Origin of the sequence: Cryobacterium sp. Y50 (genome assembly GCF_002929805.1) — a bacterium.
GTDB lineage: Bacteria > Actinomycetota > Actinomycetes > Actinomycetales > Microbacteriaceae > Cryobacterium.
In genome coordinates this window covers 1-22,460 of the sequence record NZ_PJJM01000078.1, presented here as the reverse complement: position 1 = coordinate 22,460, position 22,460 = coordinate 1, and the positions used below count along the sequence as shown (strand labels likewise).

Genomic DNA, 22,460 nt, shown 5'->3' with positions numbered 1-22,460 from the left:
ATTTCTGGCTGGCCAGTCCACCGGGAAACCTCAATAAATTGTGTGAGCACTAGGATTACCGCGCCGTGTGGCCGTGCGATTGGATCACCTGAAACCGTTCCAGCACCACGAGCGTGTCGTCGTCGACCGTGAAGGTCGGGTCCTTGAGGCCCACCCGCAACTCCGTGCTGTGCCAGAAGGCCTCGTGAACGGTGCGCCAGGCGGCGACGGAGACGAATCCTTCGCCCTCATCGCGCGCATGCGCGACTCCGACGTTGGCAAGTCGAGTGATCTCGACAGCAATCGTCTGGATGATAGCCACCGCTGAATTGTGGGAATCCACGACCGTCTGCCAGGCCCCGATGACCGGCAGCGGTTCGTTCTCTCTCGAGTACTCCAGCAGCATCGAGCTGGTGGAGGTCTTCGTGCCGTCCATGATTGCGGCGATGAGCCGATCCCTCAGGGGGCCCGGAAAGGCGAACTCAGCAATCGGAAAGGCGCAGTGAGTGGTCATGGGGCGATCCTATTTGATGGAGATCACAAGTAAACCGCAAGATGTTCCTCGCGCGAAACTGCCTCTTCGGTGCGGAAGAATCCGTGACCAACCGTCCCAGGCTCAACGTCCCAGTGGTGGGATGCCCTCGCTGAATGCCGTGTCGAACGCCCGGGTGCGGTTGGTTGAACTGCTGGTGTTCAGGGTGATCGCGTCGGTGCTCGGCTACGTCACTTCCCATCAGTGTTCGGTAGAGGCTAGGTAGGCTCAGAAAGCCGATGGGGCAACCGAGACCGTCGAGAGTGAATCGGAGCTGACAATTGGTAGTCATCGCGCACTTGTCTGACCCGCACCTCGATGGTAGCCCCGAGGCCCTCAGTCGATTGACGCAGGTTGCCGATCATCTGAGAGGGCTCGCTATTCGGCCCGACGTTGTCATCGTGAGCGGCGACCTGACTCAGAGCGCGGGCAGCCTTCCTCCTGCCGATGAGACGGTGTTGGCCGCTCAAAACCTCGAGTCCCTGCTGGCTGCGCTGTCAATGGACGTTCCGGTGTTTTGCTGCCCGGGCAACACGGACGACCGTATGGCATTTGCGTCCCGTTTTGGACTATCTCCGCCGATTCCGGGGCCGGTGCACCAAGTCCATCGGCTTGGGCAGCTCGTCATTATCTTGCTGGATGTCACCGTGCCCGGCCACGGGTATGGCCAGGTGACCGATTCGATCCTTGCGTGGTTGGCGCGCCAACTTGATGCCTTAAGTGGAGACGAACGGGCTGTGCTCGTGATGCATCAACCACCCACGCCGCTCTATCACGCGGCCGTCGATGGCTTGTTCCTGCGCAGTAGCGAGGCGCTCGAGGCCATCATCACCCGGCATGAGCAAATCGTTGCCGTGCTGTGTGGGCACACCCATGCGGCGCTCACTACGACGTTCGCCGGTAAGCCGCTCGTGATCGCCCCCGGAATTCGGTCGGCGGGCGTCCTGTTGCAAGAGATACGTGAGCCCGGCTCCCCGTTGACTACCGACGACGTTCCGCCCGGCTATGCGATGCACGTCCTACAGGAAAATCACTTCTCGAGCCAGTTCCGGACCCTCGCACAGCGCTCACGATAAGTCCGTCCCGCAAGACGTTCGACGTACGGGCAGAACTTTATCCAGCTTTCACGAACTACATGCCAACGTATTTCCCCGTTACTCTGAGCCCATGACGACCACAGCGGATGATCAGGCTAAAGCGCGAGCTTTATGGCGCTGGACGGTGACAGCTGCCATGATCGCCGCCGTCTCAATTTTGTTGATCTGGGTCGCCCAATCGCTCCCCAGTATTTGCCCGGCAATTTACCCCGCGCCACCAAGCTGCGCTCCTGATGCACGCTCGGGTCCCGCACTTCTTGGCAGCGCCTCCCTCGTTGCCCTGTTTGTAGCGCTGTGGGTCACCGGCGCGGTACTTCGACCTAAACGCCGCGATAAAGCATTACGAATCCTTATGATCGTGCTTGTCGTGGCTGCCGTCGTCGCGCCTTTATGGACACTCACCAGTTCCGGGTTCACGATCGGTTAGCGTTGCACCTGCGGTATTCGCTCGTTGCTTTCATTTGGATACGCTGAAAAGTATGTCAACGGCTCACAACAACTCATCGCGACACAGGATATTGATCTTCGGGATTGTCCACAGCGTGGTCAGCAAGGATTTGACCAAGTCGAATGGTGGGGACCCCGAAACAACGCGGACTGTGATCAGAACATCGCAGCGTTAGTGGGCGAGTGGCACAGGCTTTCGCGACCGGTCGGCTTCGTGCAGCATAATTCCTCGAATCCGCTCTCCCCGCTACACCCCAGCAGCCCCGGTAATGCGTTGAAAAGCTACATATCCGGCACTCCGGATCTATTGGTTCAGAAAACGCTCAACTTAAGTTTTCACGGCACACCCGATCTTGACTCCTGGCTTCGAGAAAACGCTACCTCGACCATTGTGATCTGCGGCATCACCACCAATCACTGCTGCGAAAAGACAGTACGCATTGGCGAAAACCTGGGATATACCGTCTACTTTGCTGTAGATGCGGCGCACACATTTGACAGGACAGACCTCGAAGGTGGAATGATCAGCGCGGCGGAACTTTCCCGAAATGAGCACGTGGTCGTTGTCGTCGCTGCGCTCGTAGCCCCTGCAGGCGACGATGTGGACGGTTTCTGCATCGCGTGCCGTCCACAGGTGCACGGAGGGGGAATCGAGCCCGCTGAGAGTGAGGTCAGCGATGCAAAGAAAGTCGGTCACTTCCTGCAAATCTGGGGTAGTCGTCGGGGTCAGCTGGAGCAGGACTCCACGATATCGGTCGAGGAGATGGGCGCAGGCATCACTTCCCACTGGGGCCTCGCGCCTCCACCAATAGTCTTCGCAGGGCTATATGCCGGGGTTAACGATCCGTTCCATCCAGGTATCGGGACTGTCTAAAGCGGTGAATCCTAGATTGGAATACAAGCCGTGTGCATCGTTGGTTGAGAGCGCTATGCGCCTCAGCCCCAGGGGCTCACACTCCTCTAGAATTCCCGCGATGAGGGCTTTGCCAATACCTTGTCCGCGAACTGCGGGGTCTACGAAGACATCGCAAAGCCAGGCAAACGTAACGCCGTCGGTGATGACACGCGCGTAGGCAACCTGCCTGCTGGTATCGGTGTCGTACACGCCGAAGTTGTGCGAGCCGTCAATCGCTGCGTCCTGCCGTGAGCGTGATCGCCCAGGCGCCCAGTAAGACTGCTCACTGATCCAACGATGTACTTGGTCACGTTCTATCTCGGCAACATCTGAGGAGAACCGATAATTAGGATTCATCATCCCATCTAATCGTGTTAAAACGGACCCTGCTGCGGGACGTGACCGAGCTGCGCCAACCGCCAGTCCAACCAACACGGAAGTTGAACGCGCCACGCCCAGGTCTTTCAAAGGGTTCCTGTTGGGTCATGTAGTGCTGCGCGGACCTGTCGCCTTCAGGGAGTTGCCGAGGCACCCACATCTGCGGCGACCTGCTTAGCCTCGGATGTACTCCCGAACACAAGTGTCAGCTCAACGGAGGTCGGCGTGTCCACGCCCAGCGACTTCGCTAATTCATACGTGGTGACTCCCGCCCTGTCGCACGCACTGGCCGGGCCGTCCGAGCTCAGGGCTGGCGCGCTGCATGCACTGTCCACCGAGGACACCACCAGACGCAGCTGCAACGACTTCCCCGGCAAAGCGGCGGCACCCATAACAGCTGTCGCACGATCTGCTGGGGTCGTGACCCGTGGGGTCGTGTCGTCATTTATCCGCGCCACTGACGCTGTCGGTGTGTCGACACGGTCACTTTTGTCGTCGCGCCTGCACTCGTTCGATCGCCTTGCCCAGTTCGACGAACAGGAATATCGCAGCAGACAGGCCCAGGGTGTGCCCCCACTCGCGTACCCCGATTGGCGCGGAGCGGAACCAGAGGTTCATGAAGGGGGTATATACGAACACGAGTTGCAGTACGAGAAGCGTGCCAGTCGAGATCCAGATCGCTGGGTTACCGCGCAACACGGCAGACTTCAGACTTGACGCACGCAAAAACCGCGAGTTGAAAAGAAAAGCGATCTGGCTAAGAGTCAGCATGGTCACGGCGGTGGTTTGCGCTTGCGCAAGAAGGGACCCAACAGCAAGCTCCAGGAAGAAAACTGCGATAGTGGCACCACTGATTAGCAAAGCCACCCAGAGGATGCGGCCCAGGTAGGCCTGGCCAATGAGGGATCCGCCTGGTTTGCGGGGCTGACGTAGCATTATGCCGGGCTCGGCGGGTTCATAAGCGAGGGCGAGCGAGAGGATGATGGCAGTGATCAAGTTGACCCAGAGAATTTGCGCTGGCTGAAGAGGCAAGGTAAATCCGAAGAGCACGGCGACGAGAATGACCAATGATTGTGCGGCTGTGGTGGGCAACAAAAAAACGATTGACTTCTGCAGGTTGTCACGGATGCGGCGTCCTTCTTCAATGGCCCGCTCGATGGTAGCGAAGTTGTCGTCGGCGAGAACAATGTCAGCGACCTCTTTAGTCGCCTCCGTTCCTTTGATCCCCATTGCGACCCCGACGTCGGAACGGGTGAGCGCGGGGGCATCGTTCACGCCGTCGCCCGTCATCGCGACGACTTCCTTATGGGCTTGTAAAGCCTTGACGATGCGCAGCTTGTGTTCGGGACTAGTGCGGGCGAACACGTCGACCTCGCGCACGATCCGAATGAGCTGGTCCTGGCTCATCGCTTCCAGTTCGGCGCCGGTAATCACCCGCGCGTTCGCGTCGTGGGTGATGCCCATCTCACGGCTGATTGCTCGCGCAGTGCCCGCATGGTCGCCAGTGATCATCTTTACTCGAATACCAGCAGCATGCATGGTAGCGATCGCGTTGATCGCCTCCGGTCGGGGCGGGTCGCCGATGCCAACCAGACCAAGAAACAGCAGCCCGTTGCCAATATCTTCGATGTGGAGATCGACCATCGTGTCGGCTGCGGCGCCGCGTGCAGCGGCAAGCACGCGCAGGCCTTGCGCACTGAGATCGTCCACACACTTTTCCCAATACACCGCATCGATCGGCTCTGGTCTTCTGTCGATGCTGATCTGCAGGCTACTTGCCTTGAGTACTTCACCAGGCGCTCCCTTGAGAAGAATCTGCATTTTCCCGTCGGGGTCTTTATCGAGCATGGCCATAAATTTGTTGTCGGACTCAAACGGTATGACCACGATCCACTTCCAGCTGGCGGCCTCAAAGCTGGTTTTGAGGGCGAGAATTCGCAACGCGCCCTCGGTCGGTTCACCGACGACACGCCAGTGGCCGCCCTCTTCGGTAACGCGGGCATCGTTGCAAAGAGCCATGACCGTGACGAGCTCAGTCAGGTCGGGGCGGGTATCGAGTGTGGCGAGTTCGTCATCGACGCTGACCGTGCCAATGGGCCCGTAACCGATGCCGGTGACGTGGTAACGAGCGGCTCAGGTGACGGCGCTTCGCACCGTCATTTCGTTGCGAGTGAGCCTGCCGGTCTTATCGGAGCAGACGGTGGTAACCGAGCCGAGCGGCTCGACCGCGGTGAGTTTGCGCACGATGGCTCGACGTTTGGCCATCTGCTGTACGCCAAGGGCCAAGGTTATAGTGACAAGAGCCGGCAGGCCCTCGGGAATAGCCGCGACCACGAACCCGATAGCTGCCGACAGCAGATCATTGGCATTCTGATCGTGCAAAAGACGCCCGATCACGAGCATGACACCAGCTACGCCCAGAATGAGCAACGTTACCTTCTTTCCGAACGAGTCCAACTGCCGGGTGAGCGGCGTAGCCAGGCTCTGCACCCCCGTGAGCATGGACTGGATTCGGCCGATCTCCGTGTCAATACCGGTGCCGGTGACGACGCCGACGCCGACGCCACGACCGGTGGTAACGATTGTGCCCGAGTAGAGCATGCTGTGCCGATCACCAAGTCCCGAATCAGCCAGGACCGGGGTGGTCTTCTTTGAAGTAGGAACCGACTCGCCCGTGAGCGCAGACTCCTCCACGCACAGTGTGGTTGCCTCGATCAATCGCACATCGGCCGGCACCTTGTCTCCGGATTAAACTCGCACAATATCGCCGGGCACGAGCGCTTCCGCATCGACGTCAACCCACACAGCGTCGAGGCGAACATACGCGTGCAAGGACAGCATCCGGCGGATACCGTCCAGCGCCTTCTCAACTCGGCCTTCCTGCAAGAAACCAATCACCGCATTAATCACGGCTACGGCGAAAATCACTGCGGCATCGATCCAATCGCCAAAAATCGACTTCAGCACGGCAGCGGCCAACAACACATAAATGAGCACGTCGTTGAAGTGAGACAAAAACCGCACCACCGGGTTCTTCGTCAGCGGGGCAGCCAGCAAGTTAGGACCATAAACCGCCAGCCGTTGCTCTGCAGCGCTAACGTTCAAGCCCTCCGGCTTCGATTCAAGATCCGCAAGCACTTCCTCCACCAGACGCGCATAGGGATCGTGCGCTCGGAAGGGCGCCTCCGTCTGGGAAGTAATGCTCATGAAAGCACAGTCTCGTAAGGGCCACACGTCGAAACCCGGGTAATTGATGCATGAACTCGATATGTCGACCCGGCCGCTTCTGCAGAGTCATTATTTATTCTGCTCGGCGTTCGCGATGAGCAGAGGCATGTCGGCTGGGTGCGGCACGACCACGACCGGGCACGGCATACTGATCAGCAGGTCGTGAGCAACCGAGCCGAGTAACAGCCCAGCCATCATCCCCCGTTCGGGGGTGCCTACCACGACCATTTCAGCGTTCTCCGCCGCGTCGGTGATTACCAAAGCAGCAGATCCGTGTTCGAGGGTGTCTCGAACAACCACGGCCGCATGCTCGGCGCGGACCCGTTCGACCATTCCTGCCAGAACTTCAGCGTGTGCCATACGTATCTCGTTATACGGACTAGCCCCAGCGTCCAACCATCTGAGAGCGAGCAAGGTGGGGATACGCCACGCATGTACGACCGACAGTTCACGGCCGAGCCGCTCGGCTTCCCGAGCGGCGAAGTCCACCGCAAGGTAAGAGGTTTCGTCGTCATCCACGCCGACGACGACGGAACCGTTACGAGGCGTCCAGTCTGTGGGCACGATAACGAGGGGGCAACTCACCCCCGCTGCGATCTGGTGGCGCAATGTTCCATAGAGAGAGCCCGTGGCCTCACGCGTACCGATAACGAGCAGATCGGCATTAGCGGCAGAATTCAGCAACTCCTGGAGCGGTGCGCCTCGTCGTACCGACGTCATCACCTGCACAGCAGGCGCGTTGCGTCTCACTCGACTTGCGGCGTCCATTAACATCTGCTCGTAAGCAGGAATGACCCTGTCCTTCGTAATCGTCATCGGCAACCTTGCCAGATCGATGACAGTAATCAGTTCCAGAGATACCTGAATGGTGCGGGCACGCTCAATCACCCAGTCGAGCGCAGCGCGGCTTCCCGTACCGCCGTTTAGTGCGAGAACAATTGTCTCGGCCATACCGTTTCCTCTCCTCGATCTTATGGAGAATTAGTCTTATGGAGAATTAGTGCCCGAATAGGCCTCCAGTGTAACGGACACTGCTCGCCAGAACTGAGGCTGGTCCGGACGGGCGCCCCTGAACTGGTGCTACAAACGTCGCTCCTTTTTCCCTCGACTATGCAAGGCTGTGAATATGCGCAATGTGATTCTGGTTGGCGTTGATGGCTCGTCGAACAGCGATAGAGCTCTGGATTGGGCGATTGTCGAGGCTAATAGTCGCAATTGGTCACTGCGATTAGTGAGCACGTTTCCCTCAACTTTTGTCGCGGATCCCATTGTCGGAGCGAGCTATGCACTGGCCGCGAGACAAGAAGCCCAAGCCGTTCTGGACCATGCAACGAAACGCGCAGAAGCTCAAAATATCCGCACCGAAGCGCATGTGGAGTCCGGTGATGCCACCAAGGTTCTTGTCGAACATTCCGAAACCACCAAACTGGCCGTAGTCGGCAAGCGCGGCAGAGGAGGTTTTGTCGGGCGACTGTTAGGTAGCGTCTCCTCGGGCCTGGCGGCCCACTCACACTGTCCCACTGTCGTGGTTTTGCAGGGGCACGATACCACTGCAACCGAGTTGGAAGACGATCAAGGTGCTCGTGGTGTCCCCCGCAACGAACGCGGCGAAAAGAGCACGATGCAGCCAACCTTCTTCGAAGCAGTGCATGTAGAAGACCGGCCGCGGCAGCAGGATAACGTGATTAATGATCTTTCCTTTGCTGGTCAAATCGTGATCGCGGTTGACTCGGGTATGCAGAGCCCAGCGTTATGGGAAGCTGCAGAAATGGCGCGCATCCACGGCAAACCGCTTGCATTGGTGTCCGTGACAGGCACACCCGTCGGTGACTTGGTTTGGTCGCCGTCCATGGAAAATTCAGATCCGTATTATGAAGAGGAACTGGCAAAGTTGACCCGCGTCATCACTACGGTCGCAGAACGGTACCCCGACGTGAAACTCAGTCGACATCTCTTCGTGGGAAAGCCAGCAGAAGTTCTTGTTCAAACGACGCAAACCGCTGACTTGGTGGTGCTCGGGACCCGAGGCCTCGGCGGATTCCCCGGACTGCTCTTAGGCTCCGTTAGCCAAGCCGTGCTGCACCACGGACGATCGCCGATCATGGTTGTCCCCGAAGCGAACATGGTGAGTTAGCACCGAGTCTGCTATTGGGCTCCAGTCGCGCCAATTTGGTTCAGCTTGGAGTCTTGCAACCTGTGGGGTTTGACACACTCAGGTTGCGAGCGACTGTGCTCGCTTCTCCTTATAATATTCGCAGGCGGATTGCTCGACACTCCTGGACAGACCGCTCGACGGGTTATGCTACCCAATCTGATGGCTTGCGCGGGTGTGCGACTCACGCCGTGTATTGGCCTACTCGACGGTTCGGAGCGGTTCGCCAAGCTGATCGGCGCCTCGATCGCAGGACTGCTTGTGGCATCCGTAGGACCAATCGCGGCTCTCTTCGACAATGCTGCCACGTTCGCAGTTTCGGCTCTCCTGACTTGGGCATTCGTAACCGTTGTGCCTGCCTTGCTCAGCCGCGCTAAAAACGACAACGACCCGCCGCACACGTCCTACTGGTCGGACCTCGCCGAAGGATTTCGACTCGTCAGCCGTGACCCGTTGATGAGACTGATTGTCGGCCTTGTGGTCTTCACCAACCTCCTCGATGCTGCCCGTAGGTCGACCCTGATGCCTCTACGCCAACGATCGGTCGAGCGGCGCGGCCGCGTTGGGTGCCTCCGCCGAAAAGCCGAAAGCGGCTAGTCCAAGATCGCCAGCGACCGAGTCAGCCCGCAGATGCCAATCCCCGCGTGGAGTCATACTCCTTGACCTTTTCATTCGATGAGGTCACGGCCATTAAGTTTATGCGTGCGTCGTGTCGATGTATATCTCTCCCCGCCGATCATGGGAGTAGCGAGATTAGTTAGGTCGTTTGCGGTGGAAGGCTCTGGTGAGTACTCACCGCCAGACGGTTCCACACGTTGATCGCAGCGATGGCCATCAATAGCTGCACAATTTCCCTCTCCTCGAATGATTCCCTCACCTGCCCCCACAACGAGTCCGACACACCGCCGTTTCCGATGAGTGTCACCGCCTCAGTGAGTGCTATGGCGGCACGTTCGCGTTCGGAGTACACGTTCGGCGCTTCCTCCCATCCAGCCAACACATCGAGGCGACGCTGATCGATGCCCGCCGCTCGAGCTTCACGCCCGTGCATGTCCAGGCAGTACGCACAACCATTGATCTGCGACGCACGAATTTTCACCAGCGCCAACAAGGCTTCACCCAAGCTTCCCGCGTGGATGTACTTCTCAAGGGCAACCATCGGTTTATAAGCCTCAGGATCGACATCCCGGACGGAGAGGCGTTGCTCAAATGACATTGTCGTTATCTTTCTGTTTGTGTTTAAGGTGCGTGTACTTCGAGTGGCTCCTCTTGCGTATGTCGCCCGATGAAGTCATCGATCAAATGCACGACGGTGTCCAGCTGTTCATCCAAGGCGAAGTGCCCGGTGTCGAGCAGGTGCAGTTCAGCGGAGGGAAGATCATCGAGGTACGCGCGCGCCCCTGCTTCAGAAAAGAACTGATCGTTGCGCCCCCACGGCACAAGCATGGGAGGCTGATGCTCGCGCATCCACGCTTGCCACACGGGGTACAGCACGACATTGGACTGATAGTCATAAAGCAAATCAAGCATGATCTGGTCTCGTCCAGCTTGATCGAGCCAGTGTTGATCCAAGGTCCATACGTCCGGATCGACGGACTCTGGGCGTGCCGTTCCCTCGAGATGCTGGGAGCGTGTTGCGTCAGCTGTCAGCGCTCCACGGATAACCGGCTCCATCCCCTCGTGATTTATCCAGTACTGAACCACAGGCTGCATATTCGGCCCCAGCCCCACCTCATACGCGTTGCCATTTTGTGCGATGACCCCCTGAATCCAATTCGGATGCCGCGACGCGATGCGATACCCGATAGGAGCCCCAAAGTCGAAAACGTACATAAAGAACTCGTCGATGCCGAGGCTGACCAGAAACGCTTCCATGACCTCAGCGAGGTGATCGAAAGAGTAGACGAAGTCTCCGCCGCCGCTGCTCGAGGCGGGAGCGCTGCTGTAACCAAAACCCGGGTAATCCGGTGCGATGAGATGTACCCTATCGCTGAGCCGATCCATCAGGCGCGCATACTGGTGCGACGCAGCAGGGAAGCCATGCAGGAGTACGAGAGTCGGCGCATCCGCCGGGCCCGCCTCCCGGAAGAAGATCTCTACCCCATCGACGGAAATGGTGCGATGGCGCACCCGCGTGAGCTGATCAGTTTCCGTTGTGAATTCGCCCATACTGTCCTCGCTTCACCCGTCCATGCCTACAATTCAGACTTGCACTGGCAGTAGCTCATGTCAATATAGCTACGAAGTGATGCCACCCTTACCATCCATGACGCAACAGAAGGTGACCACATCTGCGCGCCAACTCACTTCTATCCGGGCTGCGGCACAGACCGCCGACCTCCGACCGTGGTCGCCATCACCAATGCCAGCAAGCACAGAACGTGGGCACGTTCGCGTTGGTATCCATAGTGGTGGCCGCGCACGGCTAGATTCTCGTCAGGGCCTCGCCCTTATGCATCGCCACGTGATCGGTCGTGTCGCTCGTGATCTCGTACTGCGGATCATCAACACTGCAGCGGCGAATGTGGCCTTTGTATTCCACGTCCTTCGTATGAATCTTCGTAATGGTGCCGCGCACATGGCCGGCCTCGGAGTTCCAGCGCACGTGATCGCCGACTGAGAATTTTTTTATCATAGGTGCACCTTCCGCTTTCACACTGTTGCCGAATCTCTTCACCATATTCGCTGTACTACGTCGCCCCGATCTGGATTGGCACCCTCATCGATCACTCTTCTGGTGGGTACCAGACACGGTCGCCATCGACTTTGGCAAAGCTGGTCAGTGTGTGCGGCTTGGTCGAGGTCAGACTCATGATGTCGAGAACCTGAAAGTCCCGCGCCAGTAATGCGTCTCCGATCAGTGATCGGTGACAACGCCAGGGCACAGCCTCGGCACACATGATCGCCACTGTCTGATTCCTCGCCAATGCCAGCAACTCGTCGACACCGGCTCTGAACTCGGACGTTTGCATGTAGTCGGCGTAGTTGCGAAAGCTTTTATTACGCCACGCTCCATTGATAGATGCTTCTGCCGCCGGGGTGTGTCGTAGCCCGCCGAGCTCGGGGAGCCGCTGATAGTCAATACCTGCCTCCGGCATGCTGACGATAAGTTCGTGTTCCGCAAATTGCGGGTTGTGACGAGACCCCGGAACGGTGCGCACGTCGACGAGTCGTTCGACACCGTGTTTAGTCAACATTCCAACGAACTCATCAATGGGATGAGTCGAATGCCCGATCGTGTACACGCAGATTGCATCCATGCTCCCATTCAACCCCACGTACTGAAGTCCACGTCAGGAATGTCAGATGTGCGCGCTCGACATCCGGCTCCGCAATAACGAGCGGGACCTCGGATGCTGGCCATCGCCCTGTTGCCATCCTGAAGCCGTCGCTAACCTGATCACGGACGAAGCTTCCTCGTTCCAGTCCACCGGTTCCACGAGCTAGGCGCGGATATCTCCGATAACACCGCGGCCAAAGGGAGTCCTCGAACGAACGGAGAAAGCATGCAACCGATCCCGAACCGTTCCGACCATTCACACGCGATTAAAACTGCAGGGCCTGGTGATGTCCCGTTGACAGTGTCAGTGCCGACCGGTGAAGCGCGAGCTGGAGTCATCGTGCTCCATGAGGTCTGGGGCCTCTCCGCGCCAGTTGCCGATCTCGTCGTCCGCCTGGCCGGCTGCGGTTATATCACGGCAGCGCCACACCTCTACCACCGCATCGAGGACCCCGTCGTCACCGATGGGAAGTTCAAAAAAGCCCGCCGGTACCACGACACCCTTACGGCGAAAGGGATCACATTTGACATCGAGAGCGCCCTAACCTGGATCCGCGCCCAGGGAGCACAGAAAGTAGCGATAATGGGTTTCTCTATGGGAGGGACCCTCGCAGTGTGGGCGGCAGCAACACTGCGCATCGACGCCGCCGTCACCTTCTACGGCGCTAGCCTGGCTTCGCCACGCTGGCCTGGCATCCTCAGCGGAATCGATGCCGCACGCGTGCTTAAGACCCCCTGGCTGGGAATATATGCCGGCAAGGACGCCAGCACCCCCGCTCGTGACATCCAACAGATGCGCGAAATCCTCACCCCCAATACCACGCAATCCGCTGTCATTGTCTACCCCAAGGCCCGTCACGGCTTTGCCCTGGACCCGGACCTTCCGCACCACGCCGCAGTCGAGGCAACAGACGCATTCGCGCGAACATCCCTCTTCCTGAAAACCCATCTACGCTAGGCCTCAAGCTGCCCCAGAAAATCGATAAGCACTTGGTAAGCAATCTGGTGCGGGTTCAACTATCTTAGAAAAATTTGTTTGGATCGCGTCCCGCAAGATAATGTTCTCCGCAATCTTCCCCAAACACGCCTGCTTCCGCGCGGCATCGGTCAAGGGTTGAGTTGCGCGCGGCACATAAACTAATCGTCGGAAGTGAAAATCACCGGGCGATGGCCTTAGCAGAAAGACCACAAGTAGCCGCAATAGACCAAGCAGGAGGACCCACAATGACCAGAATGTTCGCACTGATCTCCGTGCGACTGTCGGACCGCAGCATCGTGCGCTCCGCCAGCCAGACCAAGGCTCCTCTTACCTCCAGGCGGAGTGTCGTGCGTAATCGAATCATTGCTTCAGGGTTGCTGCTTATGGTTGGGGGGTTGTCAGGCTGCTCCTTCCTCGGACCCCCTCCCATACCTCCGACGGAGCTGGGATCGATAAACCTCGGCATGAACGCGGAGGTGGGTCCTGTCGAAGTCAGAAACCTGCTCCTAGTCACACACGGCGAGGCTGAGCCCGCACGCCTTATCGGAGTTCTCCTGAATGGGTCAGAGGCAGAAATCCAGGTAACGCTCTCAGACCAAGACGACAAGATCTCCGTTACCCTCGATCCGGGGCAACAGTATGCCTTCCAGGAATACCCGACTCTGTTCGAGACCGCTGATGACATAGCAGGTGCTGTAGCGGATGTCACTATCACCGTGGGAGCGGACACCGAATCAGTGCAAATCCCTATACGAAACGGCAGCCTGAAATGGCTTGAGCCGTACCTGCCCAACAGCACCAGCAACTGAGATATACGGATCAGCGGCGACATTCGCGGGATCACTGATGCTTCTACGACTACAACTAATGCCTCCGTGCCGGGATGATAGGGAACGGGACGGAACGGCGGAAACACCAACGATCTATGAACGAATACCGACGCGGTGAAAGCGCCCCCGCCACGCGACGGGCGCTCTTCGGTGTGCCGTCCATGGTCTGAGCCGTCCATAGCGTACCAATGCCACTGTTCGGGATTCTCCTCATCCCCACCACCTTGCGAAGATGCTCTACCGACGAAACAATTCGAATAATCCAATGATTCAAATAACGTCATAATTTGTCTTGGTGAGCAGTGAATAACTTTCTTGAATAACAATTATTTAAGCGGCTTAGAGTGGTATTACTGGCTAAAAACAGAGTTGACGTTATGCATTGATCAGTAAATTCGGGATAACGTTATACGTGTCCCGAGCACTGAGAGCAAGCGGCTAATTCGTGACTTCCTCTTCGTCCAGCACTCCTATCCGAAGCCGAGCCCCGCTAGTTATTACGGCGGCGAGTATCGCAGGGCTCGTGATCTTGTTCTTTATCTTCGCCGGGCTGTATACGGATGTCTTGTGGTTTGCCCAACTTGGCTTCCTCAACGTTCTGACCACACAGTGGATCGCTCACATCGTGCTGTTCCTGACCGGATTCGTGGCGATGTCTGTGCCCGTAGTCGTGAGCATTGGGCTCGCGTACCGCATGCGTACGACGTACGCGAAGCTCAACTCTCAACCAAACCGGTACCAGGAAGCCATTGAACCGCTGCATCGACTGGCGATGTACGCCATCCCGGGGCCGTTGGGGCTGTTCGCCGGTGATTAGCCCTTGGTATTGAGGTTTACATTGGGTGCCAGCCCGCCATAAATGTATACTTGCAATTGTTGTGTTCTTGCAACTATTGCATGAGAAGAGGGCGTAAGTGATTCATGACGAAGATTTCGACGCTCGCGCGGCGGACGCCGCGTTGACAGCTTCTCGTGCGCTGATGGGTGTGGTGGCTCGATCTGTCGCAGGCGTCCTGGAGATCGTGACGTTGCCCCAGTTTCGTGTTCTCGTGCTGTTAGATACCTCGGGGCCCTTGCGGATGGGCGTCCTGGGCGAAGCCATCGGTGTCCTTCCCTCCACGTTGAGCCGGGCCATCGATCGCATTGTCGAAGCCGGTTGGGTAAGGCGGACGACCAGACCAGCCAGCCGGCGAGAGGTACTTATTGAACTCACGCCCGCAGGACAAAACCTAGTCACTCATGCCCTTGAACAGCGCCGCGACAATATTGCCAAAATCCTGTCCGCCTTGTCGCTCGACCAAAAGTCTGCAATTGTTTCCGCATTTGAACTCTTTGCCAGGGCCGCCGGGGAGACGTCGTCGGAAGAATTGTTGATCCTTGGCATCTAGCCCGATAAGGGACCTTACAAGACTCTACCCACCACGGATGAGACCGTGACTCCGGCGTCACGCGTGTGAGCGGTCGAGGCGTACTCCTCCCGTTTTGTCGACTAATCGATCCATGAGGTAGCGATAATTTTAGACACTAATCTCGCTGTCCCCACGAAAACAAGAGGCAAGTCCCTCGGCGCATTCATGGGACTTGTCGGAATGAGTGTCGTCGCAGGCATCCTCGTGACGGCGAGTATCACGCCGGTCGTCGCATTGGCCGGCCTGAGTGCGACGAACACCATCACCGTCCTCGACAGCCTGCCGGGTTATCTGGGAATCGAGCAGCTCTCACAAAAGAGCAACATTTACGCCACCCAGAGCGATGGCACCCCCGTGCTGCTTGCGTCGTTCTACGACCAGAATCGGGTCGAGGTCGAATCGGATGCGATCAGCCAATTCGTGAAGGATGCCGCGGTCTCCGGGGAGGACCCTCGTTTCTTTGAGCACAATGGCATTGACATCCAGGGAGTCCTTCGCGCGGTTGTGCGCAACACGTTCAGCGATTCGTTGCAGGGAGGATCCTCGATCACGCAGCAGTATGTGAAGAACGTTCTCGTGCAGAAATGCGAGGTCATCGCCGATCACACGCAAAGCGACGCCTGCTACACGGCGGCCACGGAAGTTACCGCCGAGCGCAAACTTCGGGAGATGCGCTTCGCGATCGCCGTGGAGAAGAAGTACGACAAGGCGGACATTCTTCGCCAGTACCTCAACATCACGGGCTTCGGCGGGACGGTCTACGGTATTGAGGCAGCGGCCAATCATTACTTCAACACGACCGCGGCGGCGGTAACTCTGCCGCAGGCCGCAAGCCTCGTGGCGATCGTGAACAACCCACGAAAGTTTCAGCTCGATATGCCGGACAGTGACACCAATGGCGCCGCCAACGACTATGCCGCCAATAAGGTGCGCCGCGATTACATTCTCGGGGAGATGCTCGCCGAGAAAAAGATCTCTGCGGCCCAGTACGAGAGAGCGGTCGCCACCGTAATCGCCCCGATCATCACGGCGCCCAGTACCGGCTGCGCTACAGCTGGCGCCAGCGCCTACTTCTGCGACTACGTCGTGCACGCACTCCAGACCGACACCATTTTCGGTGAGGACGAAGAAACGCGGCTGCTCAATTTTCGCCGTGGTGGGTACGACGTGTACACCACGCTCGATCTGGACCTGCAGAGTGCGGCCGTGACAACCATGAATGAAAATGTTCCCAAGGTCTCCGACGCGGGAGACGTGGGCGCCGCCATTTCCAGCGTTCAGGTCGGTACCGGCCGGGTGCTCGCCATGACCCAGAATAAGGACTACAGCCAGGATCCGGCCGTGCTAAATTCCGGAGCAAATTACACCGCGATCAACTACAACACCGACTATGCCGCTGGGGGCTCGAGCGGTTTTCACCCCGGTTCAACCTACAAGGTATTCACTCTGGCCGAATGGTTGAGCGAGGGGCATTCCCTCAACGAGCGCGTCGATTCTGAGCGCACGTCACACTGGGGCGCTTTCCAAGACAGTTGCCGGGGTCCGCAGCGTTACCCAGGGTGGAATCCTCGCAACGACTCATTGAGCCAAAACCGATCCAATTACAGCGCGCTCGAATCGACCATCAATTCCTACAACACCGGATACCTGGGCATGGCGAAAGAGCTCGACCTGTGCGGTATCCGGAAGACCGCCGAAGCCTTTGACGTGCACCGAGCCGACGGCGATCCGCTTAGCCAAGGGGCTAGTTCCGTGCTCGGAACCAACGACATCGCGCCCCTCACGATGGCCGTCGCTTTCGCCGGCATCGCCAACGATGGGGTGACCTGTACACCTGTCGTCATCGATCGAATCGTAGGTGCGGATGACACCGAACTGCCCGTTCCAAAATCCGAGTGCAGCGCATCAGTTGAGCCCGCCATCGCGGGCGCCATGGCCTATGCCATGCAGCGCGTGATGAGCGAGGGCACTGCACGCTCGTCGTACTACCGGACCAGTCCCCGCGTTCCAATGATCGGAAAAACAGGAACAACGGGTGACGCCGCTGATACCTGGATGAGTGGCGCCAGCACCGAGGTGGCAACCGTGGCCGGTGTCGTGAGCGTCACCGGCTCTCTCAATCAGCGTTCTCTCTACTTCGACAGCGGATACGCCGCTACGGCCCGCCATCGGATGTGGCCTGACGTCATGTCCGTAGCCAATGCGAAGTACGGCGGAGACGACTTCGCCGACGCATCCCCCAGCGCCCTCCGCACGCTTCGTGTCGACGTCCCCGAAGTACGGGGCTCATCAATGGCAGAGGCACAAACGACATTGGAATCCGCAGGATTCACCTTCACCGACGGTGGGGAGGCAGCCGCTAACCAACCCGAAGGAACACCGATACGTTCCGATCCGGCTGCCGGTACCCGGGCGCAACTGGGTTCAACGGTCACTGTGGACTCCAACACCGGGGTGTAGCCCATGCCCGTACCGTTGGAACCGGAGTTCTCCACTCCAAACAAATTAGCCCCGACAGATTCCTCACCTTCCCCGGGCGTAGCGTAGTCAGGGATTTTTCGTAACTATCTCCGAACTCGTCGGAAAATCCCAGCCGCTCAGGGCTTTGCGCGCATAGCTCGCCGGTGGCCTGCAATCGGCCCAGTCAATCGCCAAGCTCAATCCCCGGGAGCAACTCGTTTGAATCGCTTTAGGATGACGTTATCAGTGACGTTTGTTATCGTGATGAGCGAGGGCCCACCGCTAATGCAGTGGGCTCTCGCCAATCTCGGACGCTGCCCAAGTCGTTACGCGTCAGATCGCGGCGAACTCGCTCGAATACTGCGCCTCTCTCCCCGCACTCGCACTGATTGCCGTTCTCGGCTTTGATCTACACTCGTCCTTTCAATTTCTTTCAGTTGGGTTGAGCTCGTAGGACGTGTCTGTGGATTCCACGGTCAACCGCGCCCACCAGAGCGGTTAGCCTCTGATCGAAGACGATAAGAGTCACGTCCCAGTTCCGCCGTAATGCGGCACTAGTTCGGGTTGTGTTGCGTTATCGACAGCGACCCGTGACCGGGTGCGACGACACACTTCGCGGCGTAGAGCGGCACTCCGCAGTGCCCCGCCGTCTGAGTAATGATGAGGACCGCCGCCGACGGCTTCACGTTCAACAGTTTCGCCCGCGTGGGGCCAGCATCGGTAGCAACGATCTGGCACACGGCGTTTGTGAAGACGTGACCGTTGGCCTGCATGGACGCGAGGAGCGTCCGTGGCTCGTCGGCGATCTCCAAAAGTTCGGATGCGATTCGCACGCTCACATCACTGAGATAGCGCCCAGCAGGGAGATGCTCTTGAACAGTCGCAACGGGAGAGCCATCTTGCAGCAAGACGCTCTCGCGGATCCAAGCGTTCGCAGTCGGGTCGAGCGCGAGCCGGTTGGATACGAAGTCTGTTACCTTCTCCAACTCGAAGCGCACCGGCTGCACAGTCATTGTCATGGTCGGGTTCGCTAAGACAACCTCAAATGGCCGCATCTGCTCCAGCCCGCCGCGCGGAAGGGAGTCCGTGACGAATCGCCCAACTCCGCGCCGGGTGACCAGCAACCCGTCTTCTTCGAGAAGCAGCAACGCTTCGCGTACGGGCGTGCGGCTGACGCCGAGCATTGCAGAGAGCTCTGTTTCTCTCGGCAGCATCTCGCCGAGCCGGAATGCGCCAGAGCGGATCCCCTCGGCAAGCCGAGTATAAATGGCAACTCGAATCGGTTGGCCAACGGCAAGGTGGAGTTGCTGTTGCAAGAACGGGTGAGGTTCCAAACGGGTCGTCACGCGACCTCCTTGCTGCCCCGACAGTATCATGTGTGACATCTTACTCAAGAGGTATAACCTCATACTGTAATCCTGACAATGGAGTCCACGTGAGTTCAAGTACCGTTAACACCGGATCACCGTCAACGACGAAGGAGCCGTTTCCCACTATGGCCACGAGTAGTACGCCGCACATTGATCCGAAAGGGGTGGACGTTGCCGAGACAATCCTGCTACCCGGGGACCCACTGCGAGCGAAATTCATCGCCGAGACCTACTTCGACGACATCCGGTGCTTCAACGAGGTTCGTAACATGTTGGGCTTTACGGGCACTTACCGGGGGCGTCCCGTGTCCGTAATGGGCACGGGTATGGGTATCCCTTCTATCTCGCTCTACAGCTATGAGCTGATCCATTTTTTCGGGGTTAAGAACCTGATCCGGGTGGGCACCTGCGGCGCCATGCAGGAGCGCATGAACCTTTACGACGTAGTCATCGCCCAGGGCGCATCGACCGACTCAAACTATCTGCACCAGTTCGACCTGCCCGGCCTATGGGCGCCGCTGTCTTCGTACCGGCTACTAGAGCAGGCCAAGCGGATCGCCGACCAGCGCGGCCAACGTACTCACGTCGGCAACGTACTCTCGTCGGACCTGTTCTACGGCGCCGATCCCGGTGCCATGGGCAAGTGGATGAATATGGGCCTCCTTGCCGTGGAGATGGAGTCGGCAGGGTTGTTCGCCAACGCCGCGGCCGCGGGCGTCGATGCGCTTGGCATCTTCACCGTCAGCGACCATCTCGTCACCAACGCCAAGACCACCCCTGCAGAACGGCAAACCGCCTTCACTGCGATGATCGAGATCGCGTTGGAATTGGTCTGATGGGCACGGCGACCAACGCTACGGATCCGTTCCAGGTTTTTAAACCAACCCGGGCTGTACCCATTCTGCTGTCCCTTTTCGTCTTCTCGCTGGTGCTGGACAGTGGCTTCAAGTTCCTGTCGCCGGCGCTAGCGAAAGATCTCAACCTGCCGGTCGACACCGTCAGCCTGCAAGCCACCCTGGCCGGCATCCTGATTGGTATCGGTGCCGTAGTTTACGCCGCACTAGCCGACTCGATCAGCATCCGAAAACTCATTATCTTCGCGATCATCGTGATGACGGCAGGTTCGATCGTCGGGTTCATCTTCCAGACCAATTTTTGGCTGATCTTGGTCGGCCGTCTGATTCAGACCGCCGGCTTGGCGGCCGCCGAGACCCTCTACGTGATCTATGTCACCAAACACTTCAAGGGCGACGAGCAGAAGAAGTATCTAGGCTTCAGCACCGCGGCTTTTCAATTTTCGCTGCTGATCGGCACCGTCGGCAGCGGCTTCATCGCGACCTACATCGGCTGGGCAGCCTTCTTTTTAATCACGTTACTTTCCCTATTAGCCATCCCAGTCGTGCTGCGCACAGTTCCCGCAGAGACGACAAACGCCGGCCACGTGGACGCGTTCGGGCTCTTCCTGATCGCAGTGTTCGCCACCGGAACCATCTTGTTCATGCAGAACTTCAACTTGTGGTATTTGCTGCCGGTCGTGGCAGGACTGATCCTCTTCGTCTGGCATATTCGAACCCACGACAACGCCGTGATCACCATCGCATTCTTCGCCAACGCCCAATACTCACTGATGATCATCGTCGTGTTCGTGATTTACTCGGTCCAACTGGGCTACACCTTCATGTTCCCGTTCCTCGTCTCCGACATTTACGGCTATAACCTCGGCGAGGTCTCCCTGCTACTGATCCCCGGCTACATCGCCGCAGTAATAGTTGGCTCGGCCACCGGCAAGATCGCCCGGTTCCTCACGTCCAAGCAAGCCATCACCATCGCGTTGATCGGGATTATCGTCTCGATGCTGCTCCCGGCACTGTTGGTAGACGCGTGGATCGGATTCTTCGTGATCTCGATGATCTTGTTCGGGATGGGCTTTGCGTTGATGTACGGTCCACTCGTCTCGACCGCCATTACGCGGGTGCCGGTCGAGAATTCGGGTATCGCCATCGGCTTCTACAACCTCACCATCAACATCGCCGTGCCAATTGGCATCGCCTACACCGCAGCCTTGATGAGGCTAGAGCCCAACCTGCTGGATGGCATCACCGGCGCCGACCAAGCGTCCTCCTACGGATCAGTCTTGTTAATTCTCGCGGCGGTCGCTGCCATCAGTCTGGTGCTCTACCGAGTCTCCATTGTGATCCTGGAGCGCCAGAGCACCGAGAAGCAGAACACTTCGAGATTGTGAAGAGATTGATTTCGCTCGCCATCGTGCCGAGCCAATCTCAGGTCAAGAGCCGGGGCCTCTGTTCAACATGCTTCGAAACGTCAGACGGTTTCTAGGGGTCGTAACAGCACAGTTTATGTGAGGTGTTGTCTGTGGCGTCGAGATTGGTCATGAAGATCTATGAGAACTTGTTCGGATTCGGATTCGGGAAAGTATGTCGGCGTCGGCCCCGTGTGAATCTTTAGGAATGGGTCGCAGACAGGGATATCGATGGGTCAAAGTCGCTGGCAGACGGGTACCCGTTTCGACGGTTGCCTCTGTGGGACGTTTTCTCGGTCAGGACGAACGTCTACCTATCGCGAATCTGAGGTGGGTGGTGCTGGTGTCCGGGCGATCGCGCGGGATCTGGGTCGTGCGGCGTGTCAGCGGCGTCCACGATCCGTCTGGAGCTGCGTGCGGAACGCACACCCGGTAACACACAACTATCGACCCTATGCCGCACAGAAACGGTGTGAGATCAGAGCGTGCCGACCCAAACTCAGCAAGCTCGATGATCGGCAGCTTGCCGCTGTCGTTGAGGAACGCTTGCGGAAGAACTGGAGTCCGCAGCAGATCAGTGACGACCTGGCAGTCGTGTTCGCCAGCCAGAACGAACTGCAGGTATTCCACTAGACGATCTATCAAAGCCTCTACCTGCACAGCCGCGGTTACGTCGGAGTCCGCCTGCACCGGTACCTACGACGACGGAATTTGTCAAGGTGAATGAGGCCGATCAGCTCGAAAATTGCGAGCCGCACATCTGACTGCTCCGGGTCAAATTCGCGACGAAGTGCTGCCCAGTGAACGGTCCGCCGAGGCTAACGACCAAGTGACTCCCGGGCTGCGCCCGTATGGTGAATTGGGAGGGTGATCTCATCGCTGGCTCGGCGTCAGGATCCTCGATCGCGACCCTCGTTGAACGCACCACCCGATTCGTCGCCTGAGTCCGCCCGCCGAACAGGCATAACGCCACGGCGCTCCATGATGCGCTCATCAGCGGTGTCGTGAGAGATCTTGTAAGCGATGTGTTGAGTGAGGTTGTAATCGATGTAGACAGATCACATGCCATCAAGAGCGACTCGCCAGCGAGAGCCGGACTGGAGGGTGTGTTGAGCAGACGAGTTCACGCCGTATCTTCCATTCAGAGCGACCTCGTGGACGCTG

At 58.2% G+C, this 22,460-nt stretch carries 23 protein-coding genes; 12 read left to right on the top strand and 11 right to left on the bottom strand.

The annotated features are described in order from the left end of the window. Positions 1–55: 55 nt before the first annotated feature. Positions 56–493: an ASCH domain-containing protein gene (locus CXY73_RS05845; protein WP_104177121.1), complete on the bottom strand. Its 438-nt coding sequence runs from the start codon at positions 491–493 to the stop codon at positions 56–58. A 299-nt stretch (positions 494–792) separates the two neighbouring features. Here CXY73_RS05845 and CXY73_RS05840 point away from each other — a divergent pair, with 299 nt between their 5' ends. The 3 genes from CXY73_RS05840 (at position 793) to CXY73_RS22270 (ending at position 2,929) form a co-directional block, all read left to right on the top strand. Continuing rightward, positions 793–1,587 carry a metallophosphoesterase gene (locus CXY73_RS05840; RefSeq protein WP_104177120.1) on the top strand — a complete coding sequence of 265 codons (795 nt, stop codon included), beginning with the start codon at positions 793–795 and terminating at the stop codon, positions 1,585–1,587. Between the two features lie 91 nt (positions 1,588–1,678). Then, on the top strand, positions 1,679–2,035 hold the full coding sequence (locus CXY73_RS21440; protein ID WP_146071647.1) for a hypothetical protein: 357 nt from the start codon (positions 1,679–1,681) through the stop codon (positions 2,033–2,035). Positions 2,036–2,059: 24 nt separating this feature from the next. Further along, positions 2,060–2,929 (top strand): isochorismatase family protein, encoded by an 870-nt coding sequence (locus CXY73_RS22270; protein ID WP_199185296.1) that lies wholly within the window; start codon positions 2,060–2,062, stop codon positions 2,927–2,929. On the opposite strand, the gene CXY73_RS05830 is transcribed toward CXY73_RS22270, so the two are convergent. The 5 genes from CXY73_RS05830 to CXY73_RS05815 all read right to left on the bottom strand — a co-directional run bounded on the left by CXY73_RS05830 (position 2,879) and on the right by CXY73_RS05815 (position 7,507). Then, the gene (locus tag CXY73_RS05830) at positions 2,879–3,307 is read right to left on the bottom strand and encodes a GNAT family N-acetyltransferase (RefSeq protein ID WP_104177140.1); all 429 of its coding nucleotides are present in this window, start codon (positions 3,305–3,307) and stop codon (positions 2,879–2,881) included. The genes CXY73_RS22270 and CXY73_RS05830 overlap by 51 nt on opposite strands. A gap of 504 nt (positions 3,308–3,811) precedes the next feature. Continuing rightward, on the bottom strand, positions 3,812–5,347 hold the full coding sequence (locus tag CXY73_RS23475) for an HAD-IC family P-type ATPase (RefSeq protein WP_369831215.1): 1,536 nt from the start codon (positions 5,345–5,347) through the stop codon (positions 3,812–3,814). A 114-nt stretch (positions 5,348–5,461) separates the two neighbouring features. After that, positions 5,462–6,064 (bottom strand): HAD-IC family P-type ATPase, encoded by a 603-nt coding sequence (locus CXY73_RS23470; RefSeq protein WP_369831214.1) that lies wholly within the window; start codon positions 6,062–6,064, stop codon positions 5,462–5,464. 12 nt (positions 6,065–6,076) lie between these two features. Next, positions 6,077–6,535 (bottom strand): cation-transporting P-type ATPase, encoded by a 459-nt coding sequence (locus tag CXY73_RS23465; RefSeq protein ID WP_369831213.1) that lies wholly within the window; start codon positions 6,533–6,535, stop codon positions 6,077–6,079. 90 nt (positions 6,536–6,625) lie between these two features. Continuing rightward, positions 6,626–7,507 carry a universal stress protein gene (locus CXY73_RS05815; RefSeq protein WP_104177119.1) on the bottom strand — a complete coding sequence of 294 codons (882 nt, stop codon included), beginning with the start codon at positions 7,505–7,507 and terminating at the stop codon, positions 6,626–6,628. A 175-nt stretch (positions 7,508–7,682) separates the two neighbouring features. Between CXY73_RS05815 and CXY73_RS05810 the strand changes: the two genes are divergently transcribed. Both CXY73_RS05810 and CXY73_RS05805 read left to right on the top strand, forming a co-directional pair. Beyond that, positions 7,683–8,690, top strand: a complete 1,008-nt coding sequence (locus CXY73_RS05810) for a universal stress protein (protein WP_146071646.1) — start codon at positions 7,683–7,685, stop codon at positions 8,688–8,690. A 195-nt stretch (positions 8,691–8,885) separates the two neighbouring features. Further along, positions 8,886–9,305 carry a hypothetical protein gene (locus CXY73_RS05805; protein ID WP_233198161.1) on the top strand — a complete coding sequence of 140 codons (420 nt, stop codon included), beginning with the start codon at positions 8,886–8,888 and terminating at the stop codon, positions 9,303–9,305. A gap of 160 nt (positions 9,306–9,465) precedes the next feature. On the opposite strand, the gene CXY73_RS05800 is transcribed toward CXY73_RS05805, so the two are convergent. The 4 genes from CXY73_RS05800 to CXY73_RS05785 form a co-directional block, all read right to left on the bottom strand. After that, positions 9,466–9,924, bottom strand: coding sequence for a carboxymuconolactone decarboxylase family protein (locus CXY73_RS05800; RefSeq protein WP_104134706.1), 459 nt, complete (start codon positions 9,922–9,924; stop codon positions 9,466–9,468). A 23-nt stretch (positions 9,925–9,947) separates the two neighbouring features. Further along, positions 9,948–10,877, bottom strand: a complete 930-nt coding sequence (locus CXY73_RS05795; RefSeq protein WP_104134707.1) for an alpha/beta fold hydrolase — start codon at positions 10,875–10,877, stop codon at positions 9,948–9,950. A gap of 256 nt (positions 10,878–11,133) precedes the next feature. Beyond that, positions 11,134–11,343: a DUF2945 domain-containing protein gene (locus CXY73_RS05790; RefSeq protein ID WP_104131165.1), complete on the bottom strand. Its 210-nt coding sequence runs from the start codon at positions 11,341–11,343 to the stop codon at positions 11,134–11,136. A gap of 91 nt (positions 11,344–11,434) precedes the next feature. After that, positions 11,435–11,968 carry a DUF488 family protein gene (locus CXY73_RS05785; RefSeq protein ID WP_104134708.1) on the bottom strand — a complete coding sequence of 178 codons (534 nt, stop codon included), beginning with the start codon at positions 11,966–11,968 and terminating at the stop codon, positions 11,435–11,437. 321 nt (positions 11,969–12,289) lie between these two features. On the opposite strand from CXY73_RS05785, the gene CXY73_RS05780 reads away from it, so the two are divergent. The 5 genes from CXY73_RS05780 to CXY73_RS05760 all read left to right on the top strand — a co-directional run bounded on the left by CXY73_RS05780 (position 12,290) and on the right by CXY73_RS05760 (position 17,666). After that, a complete protein-coding gene (locus CXY73_RS05780; protein WP_233198167.1) occupies positions 12,290–12,946 on the top strand; it encodes a dienelactone hydrolase family protein in 657 nt (218 codons plus the stop codon). A gap of 266 nt (positions 12,947–13,212) precedes the next feature. Next, entirely contained in the window at positions 13,213–13,776 is a 564-nt protein-coding gene (locus CXY73_RS05775; RefSeq protein ID WP_146071644.1) for a hypothetical protein, read from the top strand. A gap of 466 nt (positions 13,777–14,242) precedes the next feature. Then, a complete protein-coding gene (locus tag CXY73_RS05770) occupies positions 14,243–14,614 on the top strand; it encodes a UPF0182 family protein (protein WP_146071643.1) in 372 nt (123 codons plus the stop codon). A 97-nt stretch (positions 14,615–14,711) separates the two neighbouring features. Further along, positions 14,712–15,185, top strand: coding sequence for a MarR family winged helix-turn-helix transcriptional regulator (locus CXY73_RS05765; RefSeq protein WP_104133861.1), 474 nt, complete (start codon positions 14,712–14,714; stop codon positions 15,183–15,185). Positions 15,186–15,386: 201 nt separating this feature from the next. Next, positions 15,387–17,666 (top strand): transglycosylase domain-containing protein, encoded by a 2,280-nt coding sequence (locus CXY73_RS05760; protein ID WP_158254039.1) that lies wholly within the window; start codon positions 15,387–15,389, stop codon positions 17,664–17,666. A 554-nt stretch (positions 17,667–18,220) separates the two neighbouring features. On the opposite strand, the gene CXY73_RS05755 is transcribed toward CXY73_RS05760, so the two are convergent. Further along, positions 18,221–19,012, bottom strand: a complete 792-nt coding sequence (locus CXY73_RS05755) for a GntR family transcriptional regulator (RefSeq protein ID WP_158254038.1) — start codon at positions 19,010–19,012, stop codon at positions 18,221–18,223. A gap of 89 nt (positions 19,013–19,101) precedes the next feature. Between CXY73_RS05755 and deoD the strand changes: the two genes are divergently transcribed. Further along, positions 19,102–19,872, top strand: coding sequence for a purine-nucleoside phosphorylase (gene deoD, locus CXY73_RS05750; protein ID WP_255411362.1), 771 nt, complete (start codon positions 19,102–19,104; stop codon positions 19,870–19,872). Next, the gene (locus tag CXY73_RS05745; protein ID WP_104177112.1) at positions 19,872–21,278 is read left to right on the top strand and encodes an MFS transporter; all 1,407 of its coding nucleotides are present in this window, start codon (positions 19,872–19,874) and stop codon (positions 21,276–21,278) included. The genes deoD and CXY73_RS05745 overlap by 1 nt, the downstream gene beginning before the upstream one ends. Positions 21,279–22,460: the final 1,182 nt, after the last annotated feature.